Annotated in this window: 12 protein-coding genes; 2 read left to right on the top strand and 10 right to left on the bottom strand. The window is 37.9% G+C overall.

Annotated features, from left to right (window positions below; genetic code table 11):
• Positions 1-11: 11 nt before the first annotated feature.
• The 5 genes from truA to gst form a co-directional block, all read right to left on the bottom strand.
• The gene (gene truA / locus IGL07_RS12145; protein ID WP_010712874.1) at positions 12-752 is read right to left on the bottom strand and encodes a tRNA pseudouridine(38-40) synthase TruA; all 741 of its coding nucleotides are present in this window, start codon (positions 750-752) and stop codon (positions 12-14) included.
• 503 nt (positions 753-1255) lie between these two features.
• Complete coding sequence (locus IGL07_RS12150) at positions 1256-3037, bottom strand: DNA-binding protein (RefSeq protein ID WP_075575569.1); 1782 nt, start codon at positions 3035-3037, stop codon at positions 1256-1258.
• A gap of 151 nt (positions 3038-3188) precedes the next feature.
• On the bottom strand, positions 3189-4115 hold the full coding sequence (locus IGL07_RS12155; RefSeq protein WP_010712876.1) for an anti-sigma factor: 927 nt from the start codon (positions 4113-4115) through the stop codon (positions 3189-3191).
• Positions 4116-4117: 2 nt separating this feature from the next.
• Positions 4118-4582, bottom strand: a complete 465-nt coding sequence (locus IGL07_RS12160; protein ID WP_002383292.1) for an RNA polymerase sigma factor — start codon at positions 4580-4582, stop codon at positions 4118-4120.
• 538 nt (positions 4583-5120) lie between these two features.
• On the bottom strand, positions 5121-5630 hold the full coding sequence (gene gst / locus IGL07_RS12165) for a DinB family glutathione transferase (protein WP_002409189.1): 510 nt from the start codon (positions 5628-5630) through the stop codon (positions 5121-5123).
• A gap of 330 nt (positions 5631-5960) precedes the next feature.
• Here gst and IGL07_RS12170 point away from each other — a divergent pair, with 330 nt between their 5' ends.
• A complete protein-coding gene (locus IGL07_RS12170; protein ID WP_025189436.1) occupies positions 5961-7364 on the top strand; it encodes a dicarboxylate/amino acid:cation symporter in 1404 nt (467 codons plus the stop codon).
• Positions 7365-7433: 69 nt separating this feature from the next.
• Here IGL07_RS12170 and IGL07_RS12175 read toward each other — a convergent pair whose 3' ends face one another.
• Positions 7434-11339: a polysaccharide lyase family 8 super-sandwich domain-containing protein gene (locus tag IGL07_RS12175; protein ID WP_438747461.1), complete on the bottom strand. Its 3906-nt coding sequence runs from the start codon at positions 11337-11339 to the stop codon at positions 7434-7436.
• A gap of 582 nt (positions 11340-11921) precedes the next feature.
• Entirely contained in the window at positions 11922-12401 is a 480-nt protein-coding gene (rlmH, locus tag IGL07_RS12180; protein ID WP_010817675.1) for a 23S rRNA (pseudouridine(1915)-N(3))-methyltransferase RlmH, read from the bottom strand.
• A 400-nt stretch (positions 12402-12801) separates the two neighbouring features.
• Here rlmH and IGL07_RS12185 point away from each other — a divergent pair, with 400 nt between their 5' ends.
• Positions 12802-14100 carry a S1C family serine protease gene (locus IGL07_RS12185; protein ID WP_002368406.1) on the top strand — a complete coding sequence of 433 codons (1299 nt, stop codon included), beginning with the start codon at positions 12802-12804 and terminating at the stop codon, positions 14098-14100.
• A gap of 46 nt (positions 14101-14146) precedes the next feature.
• Here IGL07_RS12185 and ytpR read toward each other — a convergent pair whose 3' ends face one another.
• From ytpR to IGL07_RS12200, 3 genes are all read right to left on the bottom strand, one after another.
• A complete protein-coding gene (gene ytpR / locus IGL07_RS12190; RefSeq protein ID WP_002361057.1) occupies positions 14147-14767 on the bottom strand; it encodes a YtpR family tRNA-binding protein in 621 nt (206 codons plus the stop codon).
• Positions 14768-14977: 210 nt separating this feature from the next.
• Entirely contained in the window at positions 14978-15433 is a 456-nt protein-coding gene (locus IGL07_RS12195; RefSeq protein ID WP_002385249.1) for a universal stress protein, read from the bottom strand.
• 147 nt (positions 15434-15580) lie between these two features.
• Positions 15581-15895, bottom strand: coding sequence for a thioredoxin family protein (locus IGL07_RS12200; protein WP_002355015.1), 315 nt, complete (start codon positions 15893-15895; stop codon positions 15581-15583).
• Positions 15896-15899 lie beyond the last annotated feature (4 nt).

Consider the following 15899-nt stretch of genomic DNA (forward strand, 5'->3'; position numbering starts at 1 on the left):
TCTAAAGTTGTTTATTTATAATACACTTCATCTAAAAACAATCCTTGTGCAGGAGCCGTTTCACCTGCGCCTTCTCGGACTTTTGTTGCGAACAATTCATCAATTATCGCTAATTCTTTGGTGCCTGCACCAATTTCTAAAAGTGTCCCAACGAGGATGCGGACCATTTTATGCAAGAAACCATTGCCCACAAAAGTGAACTGTAACATTTCACCGTTTCTTTCAATCGTAATCTTTTCAATCGTTCGAGTAGTCGATTTTTTGGTTTTTTTCAATGCTGAAAAGCCAATAAAATCATGGGTCCCTATTAATTTTTGGCAAGCTTGTTCCATTTTTTCTTGATCCAACGCTTTGGGAAAGTGAAAACTATGATACCGTTCAAAGGCATTAGGAATTGGGCTATTCCAAACATAGTAGCTGTATTGTTTGCCTGTGGCGTTATACCGTGCATGAAAACGTTCAGGCATTTCTGTAACTTCTTTAACAACAATATCGCCAGGTAAATATCGATTTAAAAAGGATAACATTTCGGTTGTTGTTAGTGAACTAGTCGTTTTAAAATTCGCTACTTGACCACGTGCATGTGTGCCGGCATCCGTTCTGCCTGAGCCAATAATTTCAATCGGTTCACCCGTCATTTGTTTTAAAATACTTTCAATTTTCCCTTGAATCGTTTTCTCTGAATTGCCTAGTCGTTGCCAACCTGAGTATCTTTTACCATCATATTCAATGATTAATTTTATGTTGCGCATGGGCGAAGCTCCTTCGTATTCTTTTTCTCTCTTATCATAGCAGAAATAGGTGGATTTTTCTTCTTTTCCAAGAGAGCCTGGGACAAAAATCACTTTGGATTTTTGTTCCAGGCTTAAAAATTGATAAACGGCGGGAACAAAAGCAACACTACGCGTTGCTCCGATCTCAACAACTTCTAAGGTGTTTTCTCGACATGCGTCTCGTCACAGTACAGCATTCAAAAGAGCTACAGCTCTAAGAGTTGCGATGTTTCACTGTGAAGCATGAACAGATGAAATCATCGTACCTACTTGGTGAAGGTCCTTCGGAAATAAGCCGAAATTGTTGAGAATCACGAAGAACGTAGTGATTCGATGATGAACAATACCTACTTGGTCTCCAAAAATTAAAGAACAATTTTCGGAAATTCCTTCTTATTGCTGAGAAACACTATTGGCAAAGCAAATAGATGTTGAACAGTACCTACTTGGTTCTCGGAGTTAAACACTTCTGTCCCGACCTCTTAGTTTAATCCTGCAATTTTCAATTCTTCAACATTCGCTGCTTTAGCATTTTCAGTCACTACGGCTTTAAATGTCACTTGGTCACCCTCTTTTAGGAATAGCGCCAGCGGACTGTTATTAGTCGTTACGCTAAAAATGGTTTTTTCATCTTCTAGTAAAAATGAAACTACCGTTTGCGCTTCCCCAGCTACTACTGAGACACGAGCTACTTTACCTTGCATCGTTTTCAAGTTGGCTTTGTCTGTATTTTCATTGTTACTTCCTTTGGTTACTAACTCAATTCGATAAGCGTCTAATGCGCCTTGTGCCGTGTCTGCATCAATCACAATATCATTATCTACGGCGTTTATATAGACATATTTTTTGAAAATCCCTTTACTGTCCATTAACGAAACAATCCACGTTGGCACGCCATCAATGTTATAAAGGACTGGCATACTAGCTTTCCATTTCTTTTCTGGATAAATTTTTGAGGCGATAGAAATGGCGCCATCACTATCCATAATGCCGACTTTAGTATCACGATAATACGTAACTTGACCTGTTCGGGCATTGATTAAGGAGTAACCTAAAGCGGAATCTTGGTCTTTTTCACTACTTGTAAAGTCCGTAAAATAAAGCAACTGGTTCCCTTCCTTGTTCATCATCGGCGTAATTTGTCCTGATGCATAAATACCATTTTCAGTTGGAATTTTGACATCTTTTTTGGCACCAAACATTGTCTGGTTCCACCAGCCTTGACTATAACGACCAAAGAATTCATTTAAGCTATTCGCCGCTGAGCTAGTAATCGGCGCATCAACGAAACTTGGGGCTTTTTGACTGCCATAAACGTTAACTTCTCCTGTTGTAGCATTTAATACCGCCGTTTTAAATTCATTATAGTGCATGCGACCAGAAACCCCATACTCTTTGTAAAGCGTTTGAATATAGTAAGGATTCCCTTGGTCGTCCAGCTCTAAATTGATTGTGCCAGTTGCTGCATAACCTGGATAAGCGGAATAAATTTTTCGTGCGGCATCTTTGCCAAAGTAAGCTGAAGGAGTATAAACAATTGGTTTTTCTACAAATTCTGGCTGTGCGTTGATATCTGTCGCACTAATGATGAAATAGCCAGGTACTTCCCCCAGTTTTAGCCATTTAAAGAAGCCATTAAATTCGACTGTTGCTACATAAACATACTCGCCATTGACAACTTGTGCTGTTATACCATCCAAAGTAAACATATTGGAATTGGGAATGACGGAAAATTTCTGTAACATTTTTCGTTTCGCCGTTTGTGGTGCAATCGCAATGGGTGTTTCTTTCGCCGAAGTTAAAACTTCAGCTTTTTCTTCCGTTTTTAAAGGAATCGTTTGATAAATTTCATCAATAGAAGAAATTCTGGTAATACTACTGACAATGGTCAACAAAATCATTGCCAAAACGGCAACACCCAAAATTTTGCCAGACCAGTCTTTGTTAGCCGTTTTGTTGGTATTCTTTCCTACTTCTTTGCGGCCCTTTTGGATACCAGGAACTTCGACTTTACTAGCTAAGCGCGTACTTAATAACACCCCACTAGCAATCACTGCGCCAATCAGATTAATCCACAACACGGTTGAAAGATTTTTACTTGGCAAAGTCACAAATAAAAAGATACCTAACAAGAGCAATTCCATCACCATTAATAGAATGGTCCCCTTACTCTTTTTCCCTTTATTCGCTACAATTTTGGCGCCATTCGCAACTAAGATCCCGATACCAAAAAATAACGTTAACCCAATAAAATTAAAAAACATTCACTTGCCCTCCTCATAGATAAGTAAAAAAAGTGCTCCCACGCATTGTAGAAGCACTTCCTGTGATCCATTCTATTATAACGTTTTCTATTTTTACTGACAATATCGTTGAAGCAAAATCAGTCGGAAGGCTTAGAGTTTTGAAGAACGTTTATTTCTCTGGCTGAATATAAGGAACGATAGGTGCGGTCACGCCAATTGAAGCACCACGAACAAAAGGTTCATTTTGTAAGGCTTTGAAATTTTTAGTTTGTCCGGTGAGCATGACTCCCCAAATAGGTAATTTTTCGACTTTTTTATTTTTATTTTGTTGGATAAACTTTTGGCCTTCTTGGTTGTCAGCAAACATGGGGGATTTTTCTAAGGTTTCAAAAAAGTGTTGCTTGTCGTTTTCAGGATCAAATATTTCATTTTGATCGTCCATGCTTAATTGAAAACCATAAGGCAGCGTACCAGAAGGACCCCCTTTTTCATTAACCGTTTCGGAGTAAACATAGAGCCAAACTAAGTTGACATTGCTCGGTAACATTTTGCGGACTTCTTCATATGGATAAGGTTTATCAAAAGAAATCGCCACTTCCGCTACTTGGTTTTCCATTTTATCTAATTCACTTAATTCGTTTTTAACATCACCATAGTAATTGGTAATCGCTGGGTTATAAAAAGATGCTACTTTCTGCTTGGTTTGTCGGTTGTATTCATAAAAATTCTTAGAAGAATAATAGCTACCAGGATAGACTTCATTCCAGTCAATCGAATTTCTGAAAAAGCTATATCTGCTACGTAAATTACTCCACTCCACCGTGTAACCATCAATATTTTTTGAACGATTAGTTACAACTTCGCCCCCAAAAGGCGAACTATTAACAATTACTTGGGAATCTAATTGAGTGTTTGGTGAAGCAATCATTTCTTGATCATTAATTACTTCTAGTAGGGTATGATAGTTTTTCGTCGAAAGTTTATCCATTCCCACAAAAAAACCGACAAACAATACGGCAAAACTAACAACTGTTATTGCACCAATCATGATAAATTGTTTTCTTTTCGCTTTACGAATACTTTTTTTTAAATCCACTTCTATTCCTCCAGTTCTTTTTTTAATTTTTGACGTGTGCGATACAATTTTTTGCGAACATTTTCAACAGATAATTCTAAAATCAACGCAATCTCGGCATACGATAATTGATAATAATATTTCAAAAGTAATAGTTCTTGTTCCTCATCTTTTAAGGAATCGATCAATAATAATAACTCTTGCCCTTCCATTTTTTCTATTGATTGCACAGGATGGCTGTTTGCCACAAAAGTACGTTCTCGTTTCTTTTTTCGATACATCGTAATGTAGTAATTAAATGTTACTCGGAAAAACCACGGGCGTAAATTTTCTGATGTAATTTCAGGTAATATTGAAAAAATCGTTGTATACGTTTGCGACACTGCATCTTGTGCATCTTCAAGACTTGCTCCTCGGCGAATCAAGACTTGGATGACTTCTTGCCCCAAAGAAAATAGTACTTCGTCAAAATTTGCCTCCTTTTTCATCTGATTTCTCCTTTCACTTATACAACGTTTCAACTAGGGAAAAAGTGGACAGTCCTTCGTTCATTATTTTTATGTATTTTTTCTCTCAATAAGAGGTCGGGACAGAAGTGTTTAACTCCGAGAACCAAGTAGGTACTGTTCAACATCTATTTGCTTTGCCAATAGTGTTTCTCAGCAATAAGAAGGGATTTCCGAAAATTGTTCTTTAATTTTTGGAGACCAAGTAGGTATTGTTCATCATCGAATCACTACGTTCTTCGTGATTCTCAACAATTTCGGCTTATTTCCGAAGGACCTTCACCAAGTAGGTACGATGATTTCATCTGTTCATGCTTCACAGTGAAACATCGCAACTCTTAGAGCTGTAGCTCTTTTGAAGGCTGTACTGTGACGAGACGCATGTCGAGAAAACACCTTAGAAGTTGTTGAGATCGGAGCAACGCGTAGTGTTGCTTCTGTCCCCGCCGTTTATCAATTTTTAAGCCTGGGCCAAAAATCCAAAGTGATTTTTGGCCCAGGCTCTGTTTTTGCTTATTTATCATTTTCCAATGACTAATCTTCGTGTATAAACGGCTTGCCCAGAATGCATCACTGCATCATCAATCGCTGAGACTAAACGTACTTGTCTAGTCACTGGCGGGGTCCAATTTTTATCAATCACGTCTGACAATTGTTCTTCTTTGACTTGGTCTAAATAGCTTTTAGTAAGTGCCACACTGGCAGCTAAATAGTCACTAAGCAATTGCTTTTCTGCCACCACGACTTTCGCCGCTTCTTCTGGTGTGTGATGCCAGTCTTCTGTTTCATCTGGCAAATCCAAGGCAAATTTTTCTGTCCAGTGTTGGCTAAGCCATAACGGCTCACTATGATTAAGTGCGGAAATTTGTAGGTCTAATTCTCTGGCTGTGTGCCACATTAGCCAAGTAACAGACTTAATTAATGGTGCGGGCATCGTGTTTGCTTCGGCAACGGTCATTTGCGCAAGTGTTTCTTCAAAACGTTCATGCGCTCGGTCAAGGGTTTCACTAGAAAGTTGAGTGACTTTCATAAAAATACCTCCTTTGTGTTGGTGCCTGTTCTTTCGTTTCTATTTTCTATTATACTGCAAAAGAATCCGTTGTAGTTCTTTTTTGGCTGCGGTATCTGCGGAAAGGGTAAAGATCACTTTCTTTCTTCAAAAATAACCCCCCTAAGTAAAAAAGAATTGACAATTCTCGTAGTTTCCCTTAGTATGTGGAAAAGTACCTTTAAGATAGTCCGAGAGGCTAACAAGGCAAAGTTCTGTAAAATTCTGTATTTTTGTATAGTGAATGATACGAGATGTCTTGCCCTTTTTTTGTGTGCAAGGCTTTTTTTGCGCGGTGCTTAATCAATTTATTTGGGAGGCAACAATGTGGAAAAGAAAAAACGTGAAGTGAAAGGTATCTCATTTACCAAAAAAATGGTGATTTCATTGGTGGGAGGATTAATCGTTGGGCTCGGCTTTTTATTTTTAAGAGAGCACCTTATTCGCAGCAATCAAGGCGCCGTGTGGCAGACAATCAATCAGATTCTTTTCCAAGATATTTCAGATCCTGAAAAAGGACAATCTGCAATTGGACTTTTCTATATTATTGGTCAACTATTTATTAACGGCCTACAATTAGTGATTGTGCCGATGGTCTTTACTTCAATTACTTTAGCCATTTGTCATATTACCGATACGCAAAAATTAGGACGAATTTCTTATAAAACAATTTTTGGCTTTTTATCGATGTCACTGATTGCTCTACTAACAGCAGGAATTGTGGGCTATAGCGTATATTTAACTGGTGCTTTTAATGTGTCGTTATCTGAAACGCTAGCTCCTGTCGAAGTAAGTACGAGCGGCAACCCATTAATGGTGATTGTCAATGCTGTCACGAAAAATATCGGTTCTGCATTTAGCGACAATGGTGCGATTTTAGCCGTTGTTGTGTTGGCAGTGATTACTGGTTTATGTATTAATGCATTAGGGGATAAAATTCGTGTTTTCAAAAAATTAATTGAAGAAGTCAATGCGATGGTCACGTTATTTTTAACCTTTGTAATTACTAAATTTGCTCCTATCGCCGTCTTTATGTTGTTAGTTCGGACGTTTGCTTCTTACGGGATTGATTATTTAAAACCAGCGTTAGTCTACGTCGTAACAACGACAGCGACGCTCTTAGCCTTTTTGATGATCGGTTACCCATTATTTATCTTATTTGCGACAAAATTAAATCCTGTTCCTTTTATTAAAAAGATTATGAAAGTTGTGGTCTTTGGATTTTCTACTTCTTCTTCGGCAGCCACTTTACCGTTAAATACAAAAACAACGGTTGAAGAGTTAGGTGTCGACAGCGATGTTGCCGCCTTTGTCTTGCCGTTAGGAATGACTATCAATATGAACGGCACAGCGATTATGCAAGTAATTGCGGCTATTTTTGTAGCGGGCGTAGCTGGTTATGAAGTGACACCAGCTAATATTGCCTTGATTGCCATTTTAGCTTTAATGTCATCCATTGGTACACCTGCGGCACCTGGCGCTGGCGGGATTATCCTTTTCACTATTTTAACTGGTTTAAACTATAACAATGAGATTGCGATTGCGACGTATTCATTGATTTTAGCCATTAATCGTCCAATCGAAATGCTCGTTACTAGCCTAAACGTGGTTGGTGATAGCGCCACTGCGATTTATGTCGCACATTCGGAAGATTTGTTGGATGAAGCCACTTATCTGACTGATGTCGCTGACTTGCAAAACGCGGAAGCGGAGTAATTAATGAAAAAGCAGACTTCTTGTATGGAAGTCTGCTTTTTCTTATGTTTTTAGTGACTCCGTAATTTTTTACTTCTTCGATTTACTTTTACGAAAAACTAGAAGACACCCACTGGCGATAACTAGAAGGCCAATAATCACAAGCGCGATCGATTTCTTTTCTCCTGTGCTCGGTAAAAATTGGCTAGCTTTTCTGAAACCACCTTGGCTTGATGGCTTAACTTGTTTCGTACCAGTTTGATCAACTCCCGCACTAGTATTTAACTGTCCATTATTCCCCCTATTTTTTTGCTCCTTTTTATTTTCCCCACTATTTTTCAATGTTAATTGCTTCACCGCCGAACGTAGTTTTTCTTCTGCTTGGTCTACTTCTGCTTGCGTTGCTGTTGTTTGATCTGCCACAGTTTGCGCTTGTTGCAATGCTTCGCTGTAGACTTTCCAGCTGCTTGCGGTGTAGTCTTTTTCTTGGTTTTTCTCGTTTTCTTTGATGATTTTCAACAAGTTGGTTTTATCTACTTCTTTAGTTGGCACTTTTACCAATTGCTTCACTGCCGAGCGTAGTTTTGCTTCTGCTTGGTCTACTTCTGCTTGCGTTGCTGTTGTTTGATCTGCCACAGTTTGTGCTTGCTGCAATGCTTCACTGTAGACTTTCCAGCTGCTTGCGGTGTAGTCTTTTTCTTGATGTTTCTCGTTTTCTTTGATGATTTTCAACAAGTTGGTTTTATCTACTTCTTTAGTTGGTACTTTTACCAATTGCTTCACTGCCGAGCGTAGTTTTGCTTCTGCTTGGTCTACTTCTGCTTGCGTTGCTGTTGTTTGATCTGCCACAGTTTTCGCTTGCTGCAATGCTTCACTGTAGACTTTCCAGCTGCTTGCGGTGTAGTCTTTTTCTTGGTGTTCTTTTTGTTCCTGAATTAATTTTTCTAACGCTTCTTTCGTTACTTCAGGAGTTGTTTTAACTGTGATTGAACGCGAGCTGCCATTTAACCCCGCACTATTTAAAGTGATAATATTTTGGTCAACAGAAATTTCTGGGTCCGCTACGACTACTTCAAGAATACCCTTATCAAATTCAATAGAAACGGATGCATTATTTTGTAAAGGATTCGCAAGAGTTAAGCGATAAACACCGTTATCAATTTTTTCTGAAATAACCGACATTGGATCATACGCATACAGTCCTGCAATTTCTTGGTCATTATTCCATGTATTCATCATGACATAATTACCTGCTTCAATGGCTTGTAAGTTTGCTGTATTTTCTAGAACAGTATAGCCTTTGTTTTTAGAAAGAGCTGCGATTTCTTCATTCGTTTTCCCAACCACTGTTAAATATTCGTAAGTACCATTTTCAACAGTCTTGCCATAATTTTTACTAATTTTAGCAAATGTATTTGTATAGGTTTTATCATTAACAAAGTATTCGTTAATATCTCCGTAGCGACCAGAGCGTTCTTCTATTTGAACATCAAGCGTATTCATTGAATTAGGAAAAACATAGCCAATGTTATTCAATGGATTCGCTGCGCTTAAACTAATCCAAGAATTATCTTTGTCTGAACCTTGGTCAAGCTTCACTTCCTGTGGATGAATCATCCGATTATCGAGGATTGTTTCAATCGAAGCACCTGTCGTACCAGTAATGCCACTTCCCAAATTAATGATTTGACCATCTAATAGGAACCAAGATTTTTTAGCAACTAAGTTCATTCCTTCATTACTTTTATCTAAAAACATTCCTATAGAGGCAACCTGTCCATTATTTGAGCCACCTACCCATGACTGGGGACTGCGTTTCCCTGTATAAGCACCATTTGCCAATTCTCTTGTGTCAACTGTCGTTCCTGGTAATCGATATGGATCGATCGTTGCCCAGTATCCTTCATCAAACTGAGCAAAGTCTTGATTGTATAAATAAAGCATGCCGTCTGCTGTATGCCAGCCTTTTTTATTTTCCGTATTCCCAAATTCATAGTTTCCGACACGTTGTGAATACATACTAATACCCACCGCATATTCGTTATTTTTCTGTAGGACTCGATCCATCGAACCATATACATTTAAAGATTGCATTGGTGTCGCTTGGGCAGGTGACGCACTATTCACTACATTTTTCAAGTCAATTAACGCTTCAAAATCTCTTGGTTTTTTAAAGAAATGATAGTATGACCCACTTTGTTGAAGCCACGTTTGGATAGATGTATAAATGTCATTTCTTAAATTTTCTGGTGCAAATTTTGCAATTAAGGTTAAATTAGCTATTGTTTCTTTACCCGATTCAAACTCTGTAGTAAAAGGATTCGTTTCTGGCGCTCTGGAAATACTTCTACCAGAAACCATCGATGGCATTTTTCCATTTACCATCAATTGTAAGTAACCTTTATCAACAACATTAAATAAATTACTAATGTTGGGGTCATTCATCTCCCAATCGGAACCTTGTAAAATAGTCTGAATTCGTCCAAACCCTTTTAGCAACTCATTCCCGTAACTGCCGTTGTACGGAAAATAACCATGTTGAATCAAGGAACCATCAGGATATAAGCCATCACCTGAGGAAACACTTTTTAAAACGGACGGAACAGCTTCTTGTACTTGTACTAGGCGTTGATTATCTTCTAACAAAAGTCCAGTACCTAAAACGGTGATTGAAATATCTGTTAAGTTAGCCCCTGTTGCACGATAAATTGGCCATTGTATGTTTGGATCTTTTGCATACAGCATCAGCGGAGCAGTAAATTTATTTAATTTTTCTGCATCTGTATTCAATAGTTCATCATGTAATAAAATCAATGTATCTGTTAGCGGCTGCGCGGAACCAATTTGCCAATCCCACCAGTTACCTGTGTAATACGTTCCATTGTATTTTTTTGTATCAATCATAAATTCAATGCCTTTAACAATCGCATCATAAACTTCCGGTTTTTCAAAAAGCTCACTTGATGGTTCATAGTAGCCTAACGCTAATTTTTTAATATTGGTAAATTGAGTCGTGTAATCAGCAGACACTGTATCCGATGGTTTTCGTTCCCACAGATACCCACGATCTGCTGCTTGATTAAGCGTTTGCCATAATGCTAAACTCTCCGTAGCAATCTGGGCACGATACTGTTGCACATCTGCATCGTTATCATACTGCGTTGTACCCAACAATCGCATTTTCCATTTTGCTCGCATTTCCGCATATTGTTTATTTTCTGCTACAACAGTCACAGGAATTGTATCACTAATTTCTGTTCCTTTAATTTTGACTGTTACCTTCGCTTCACCACTCTTAACTGCTGTTAAATTACCCGTTTGGTCAACCGTCACAATGGTAGGATCACTACTCGACCACTCAATCTGATCCTCTGTGATGTCTACTCCAGCTGGTGACACTTCAAAGGCTAGCTGTTGCTTTCTTTTTTCACTAATAGTCAGGTTCTCTGTTAAAAGTTTAATCGCTTCTGGCAGTCGTTTTTTTTCATATGCTTCAAACGAAATAATACTTGAACTGTAAAATTGCTTATTTGTGTGTTGCCACATTTTCATCTGCTGATATTTTACAAAACGTGCTTGTACATTATTGCCATCAATATATTTTTTAGTAGGTTGGCCACCTTGCCCATTCTCTTCTTTAAAGATAGATTGATAGCTTTCACCATCTGTTGAAACTAAGATTTCATACACAGGACTTTCTGCATGCAACTGTAAGACGAGTTCGCCAATGTTTTTTACTTCACCCAAATCAACAATTAACCATTGTTCATCTTGCTTATCAGCGGACCAGCGTGTTGTTTCATCGCCATCGACAGCTTTTTCGCCAACAAATTGAGGGTATTTCCAATTCTCTCCAATTTTTCCTCCTTCCACACCAGAATATGTCACTTCTTTTTGTAAAAATAAATCAGTTATTTCTTCTGCAGATGCACTCATCGCAGTTAGCGAGAAGCCTGTAAGCATGAAAGCAACAACGACTATTATTTTTTTAATCATATTTTTCCCCATATCTTTCTATTTTTAAGCAACCAATCCGACTTTTCCAAACACTTTTTTCTGATAATTTAATCAACTTCCTCCTCTACTAAGTATTCTATATAAAAATTAGGCATGAAAAGACAACCTAAAGTAATTACTTCAGACAGACTTTTCATGCCTAGTTTTCCCCAGTCACATGAAATGTTATACATGTTTACGCTTTCACTTTAAGGTAATTTTTGATTACTGTCAATAGTGTTTTCTTCATTGAAGAGCTTATTCAACTTTTCACGTTAAAAATATTGATTTTTATGATAATCCCTTAATTTTTTCTCATTTTAAAATAATAATTATGGGTGCTGAACCTATTTCTGAGGCACAACAATCGGACAATTTTTTTGAAAAAACGAGAGGAATGACCATTGTTTTTTGCCATTCCTCTCATTTTTATTTATTGTTTGAACGGTAACGTTTCTCTCAATCCAGTTTGATTGAATTTTTTTATTTTCTATCAGACAAACAGACTAAAGAGATTTTACTTCATATATTTTTCAAGCAATGACTTGATTTATAGAAATTACTGAGCAACCAGCCTACTTCCTATTTATGATACGGTTCCCCTTTCATAATCCGAAAACCGCGATAAATTTGTTCCACTAATACCAAACGCATTAACTGATGTGGATAAGTTAAGCGGCCAAAAGAAATTTGTTGGTTACTTCGCTGAAAGACTGAATCACTGAGACCTAAGGAGCCACCAATGACAAAGGTTAGGTTACTTTTGCCACTAATCCCTAATTGTTCAATTTCTTTTGAAAATTCTTCACTAGCTAATTGTTTGCCATTAATGGCTAAAACAAAGACGTATTCGTTGTCATTAATTTTTCCCAAAATACGTTGCCCTTCTTTTTCTTTGACTTGAAGCATTTCAGCGTCACTAAGTTTTTCTGGGGCTTTTTCATCTGGTACTTCAATGATTTCCATCTTGGCATAGCTATTTAAACGTTTCAGATATTCATTAATGCCTTGAATCAGGTATTTTTCTTTCAGTTTTCCGACTGTTACTAGTTTAATTTTCACCTATTCCACTACTTTCTCGTTTTCTCTTCGTTCCTATTTTAGCACGAAGTTTGGCTACTTTCCACAACGTTTCCACATACTTATACACATATACACAGAGTTATCCACAGAACAAACTAAAAAATTACTTTATTTAACAGCTTTTTCAATACAAACACATATTCGCCACTGATTTGTCCACATTATCCACATTCTGTGGATAACTTTCCTGAAAACTGTACACAGAGTTATTCCCGATTTGTTCACATTTTTCTGTGTATAACTTTTTCATTCGTATTTTTTCTGTAATTTTTCCCTAAGTTGTTCATAAAAAATTCAAAGCTATTCGATAGACTAAAGGAGTAGGAAACAGATATACTTAATATAGAAAATTCAGATGCACTTATTGGGAGGTTATTTTATGCAACGAAAAGATGTTACACCTAATTCAGATAAAAAAAGTTTATTGCAAAAATTTGGGATTGGTTTAGCTGGCGGCTTACTTGGTGGTGCCCTTATTCTAGGAGGCGCTTATTCTGGGATTATTCCCACACCCAACGGCGGAAATAATGCGGCGACGACGACGTCCACTAATCACGGCGACACAAAAGTCAGCAATGTGAGTTACAATGTTTCTAGCGATGTCACAAAAGCCGTGAAAAAAGTTCAAAATTCTGTGGTTTCTGTCATTAATATGCAAAGTGCTAGCAACAATTCTTCGGCAGATGATCCTTTTGGGGGATTGTTCGGTGGGAATGAAGGTACTCAAGACTCTTCCGGCAACAATGGTAACGATTTAGAAGCAGCCAGTGAAGGTAGTGGGGTTATTTATAAGAAAGATGGTAAAACGGCTTATGTCGTGACAAATAACCACGTCGTAGATAAAGCGCAAGGATTGGAAGTTGTTTTATCTGATGGTACCAAAGTGAAAGGCGAATTAGTCGGAACCGATGCTTACACGGATTTAGCCGTGATTAAAATTTCTTCCGACAAAGTTGATCAAGTCGCTGAGTTTGGAAATTCTAGTAAAATCACAGTCGGTGAGCCTGCGATTGCAATTGGTTCCCCTCTAGGCTCTGATTATGCTAACTCTGTCACACAAGGAATCATCTCTTCTGTGAATAGAAATATTACCAATAAAAACGAGTCTGGTGAAACCATCAATATTAATGCCATTCAAACCGATGCTGCTATTAATCCAGGAAACTCTGGTGGTCCACTAATCAATATTGAAGGACAAGTCATTGGAATTAACTCAGTAAAAATTGTGCAATCAACTAGTCAAGTGAGCGTTGAAGGGATGGGCTTTGCCATTCCAAGTAATGACGTAGTCAACATTATCAACCAATTAGAAAAAGATGGTAAAGTGACGCGGCCAGCTCTCGGGATTACGATGTCTGATTTAACAGGTATCTCTTCACAACAACAAGAACAAATTTTAAAAATTCCAGCTTCTGTAAAAACTGGCGTAGTGGTTCGTGGTGTTGAAGCAGCGACCCCTGCTGAAAAGGCTGGATTGGAAAAATACGATGTTATCACGAAAGTTGACGGCCAAGACGTAAGCTCTACTACAGATTTACAAAGCGCGCTTTATAAGAAAAAAGTTGGCGACAAAATGGAAGTGACTTATTATCGTGGTTCTAAAGAAATGAAAGCAACCATCGATTTAACCATTGATAAGTCAGCTTTAACACAACAAAATAATCGCAGCAATCAATAAAAGAAAGAAACGACCTGTTGTCTGAACAACAGGTCGTTTCTTTCTTTTATTCTCCTACCGCAAATGCTGAACCAACTTCTGCATCAAAAGGCAATTCTAAGATTCCTTTTTTAGCAGGTGCATTTGGTAAACGTAATTCTTTTGCTGAACAAATCATTCCAAAACTTTCTTCACCACGTAAAACCCCTGGCCAAATCATTAAACCATCAGGCATCATTGCGCCTGGCTTGGCAACAACTACTTTTTGTCCTGCTTTGATGTTCGGTGCGCCACAAACAATTTGTAAGATTTCGCCGTTGTCTACTTCTGTTTGTGTGATAGATAAATGATCTGAATCTGGGTGTTTTTTACATGATTTGACAAAGCCGACCACAATTTTAGGGGTGTCGTCTTTTTCAAGGGTTTCTGAAAATCCCGCATCTTTAATCGCTGTATTGACTTTTTCAATTTGTTCGTCTGTTAAAGTCACTTGGCCGGTGCCATTAATGTCACCTAGAAGCGCTGAAGCATTGAAAATATTCCAAGCTACCACTGTTTCTGGCGCCTCAACTAAACTTACACGTGCCACATCGCCGACACGTTTTACTTGGTTTTCCGCACCTTGATCGTCCGCAACGATGACAAGTAAGACATCGCCAACGTGTTCTTTGTTATATGCAAAAATCATTTCTGTTCCTCCTCTGTCGTTTTCCTGTCTTATCTTATCAAAAATTGACCCATTGTGCATACTTTTTTGTCGAAAAACTAAAAGACTTGGAAAATATGTCGCTACGACTTATTCTCCAAGTCCTCAATTTTGAGTGACAAGCCGCTGATCCTTTGTAAAAACAAAAGAAACGTTAGGTCAACTCTCTATTCAATCAATAACTCTTTTTGCTTATTTTTCTTCAGAGTGAACAATTAAGACATCGCAAGGGGCTTGACGAATAATGTAGCTACTGACGCTTCCCATGACCACACGTTCGACTGCGTTTAATCCTGATTGTCCCACCATAATTAAATCAACATTGTATTTTTCAGGTAATTCATGACTCATGACTTCTTTGGGTGAACCAAACATGGTAACTGTTTCAACATTATGAAAATCAACGCTTTCAGCATACTTTTTACAATCGGCCATTAATTCTTCCGCAGCGGCTGTTTCTTGATCAATTAATTGATCATTTAACGTCGAATACCCCATCATTGTATACACTTGATTTTCTAAAATATTTGCAACAATGACTCGGCTTCCGTTTCGACGAGCAACCTCAATTGCACGTTCATAAGCTAAATTGGCTTGATCACTACCGTCTACGCCGACAAGAATATTTTTATACATTTGTTCTTCCATTTTCGTCACCTTCCCGATGGAGGCTGATCTAAAAGGCTTCTTTGACTAAGAAACTAGAGTCAAAAATGAATTTAGGACCCTTACGCAGAACGCCCTTTTGTCCAGCTGATTCTCTCTTAATTTAATGGTTCCTCTGGTTCATGAAAATTAGCCTAAGCTAGTTAAAAATGCACTGATTTCTTCTTTTGTTTTTCGGTCTTTATTTACTAAGCGTCCTAACTCTTGACCGTTTTCAATTACGACAAAACTCGGAATACCAAAAATATTCCACTCGGCAGCCACGTCAATAAACTGATCACGGTCAACTTCGATAAATTGAAACGCTGGAAATGCTTCTTCAATTTCAGGCATGACTGGTTTAATGAAACGACAGTCTCCGCACCAATCAGCAGTAAAGAAGAAAACATTTTTACCTTTTTCAACATAAGTTGCTAGTTCTTCTAATGAATTGGGATAAATCATTTAA

The sequence above is a fragment of the Enterococcus sp. DIV1368f genome (assembly GCF_051712245.1).
Classification (GTDB): Bacteria; Bacillota; Bacilli; order Lactobacillales; family Enterococcaceae; genus Enterococcus; species Enterococcus faecalis.

What these genes read in the sequence shown, in the direction of transcription:
- truA (WP_010712874.1), bottom strand. Translation starts at nt 752, where the DNA reads ATGCGCAACATAAAATTAATCATTGAATATGATGGTAAAAGATACTCA.
- IGL07_RS12150 (WP_075575569.1), bottom strand. Translation starts at nt 3,037, where the DNA reads ATGTTTTTTAATTTTATTGGGTTAACGTTATTTTTTGGTATCGGGATC.
- IGL07_RS12160 (WP_002383292.1), bottom strand. Translation starts at nt 4,582, where the DNA reads ATGAAAAAGGAGGCAAATTTTGACGAAGTACTATTTTCTTTGGGGCAA.
- gst (WP_002409189.1), bottom strand. Translation starts at nt 5,630, where the DNA reads ATGAAAGTCACTCAACTTTCTAGTGAAACCCTTGACCGAGCGCATGAA.
- IGL07_RS12175 (WP_438747461.1), bottom strand. Translation starts at nt 11,339, where the DNA reads ATGATTAAAAAAATAATAGTCGTTGTTGCTTTCATGCTTACAGGCTTC.
- IGL07_RS12185 (WP_002368406.1), top strand. Translation starts at nt 12,802, where the DNA reads ATGCAACGAAAAGATGTTACACCTAATTCAGATAAAAAAAGTTTATTG.
- ytpR (WP_002361057.1), bottom strand. Translation starts at nt 14,767, where the DNA reads ATGATTTTTGCATATAACAAAGAACACGTTGGCGATGTCTTACTTGTC.
- IGL07_RS12195 (WP_002385249.1), bottom strand. Translation starts at nt 15,433, where the DNA reads ATGGAAGAACAAATGTATAAAAATATTCTTGTCGGCGTAGACGGTAGT.
- IGL07_RS12200 (WP_002355015.1), bottom strand. Translation starts at nt 15,895, where the DNA reads ATGATTTATCCCAATTCATTAGAAGAACTAGCAACTTATGTTGAAAAA.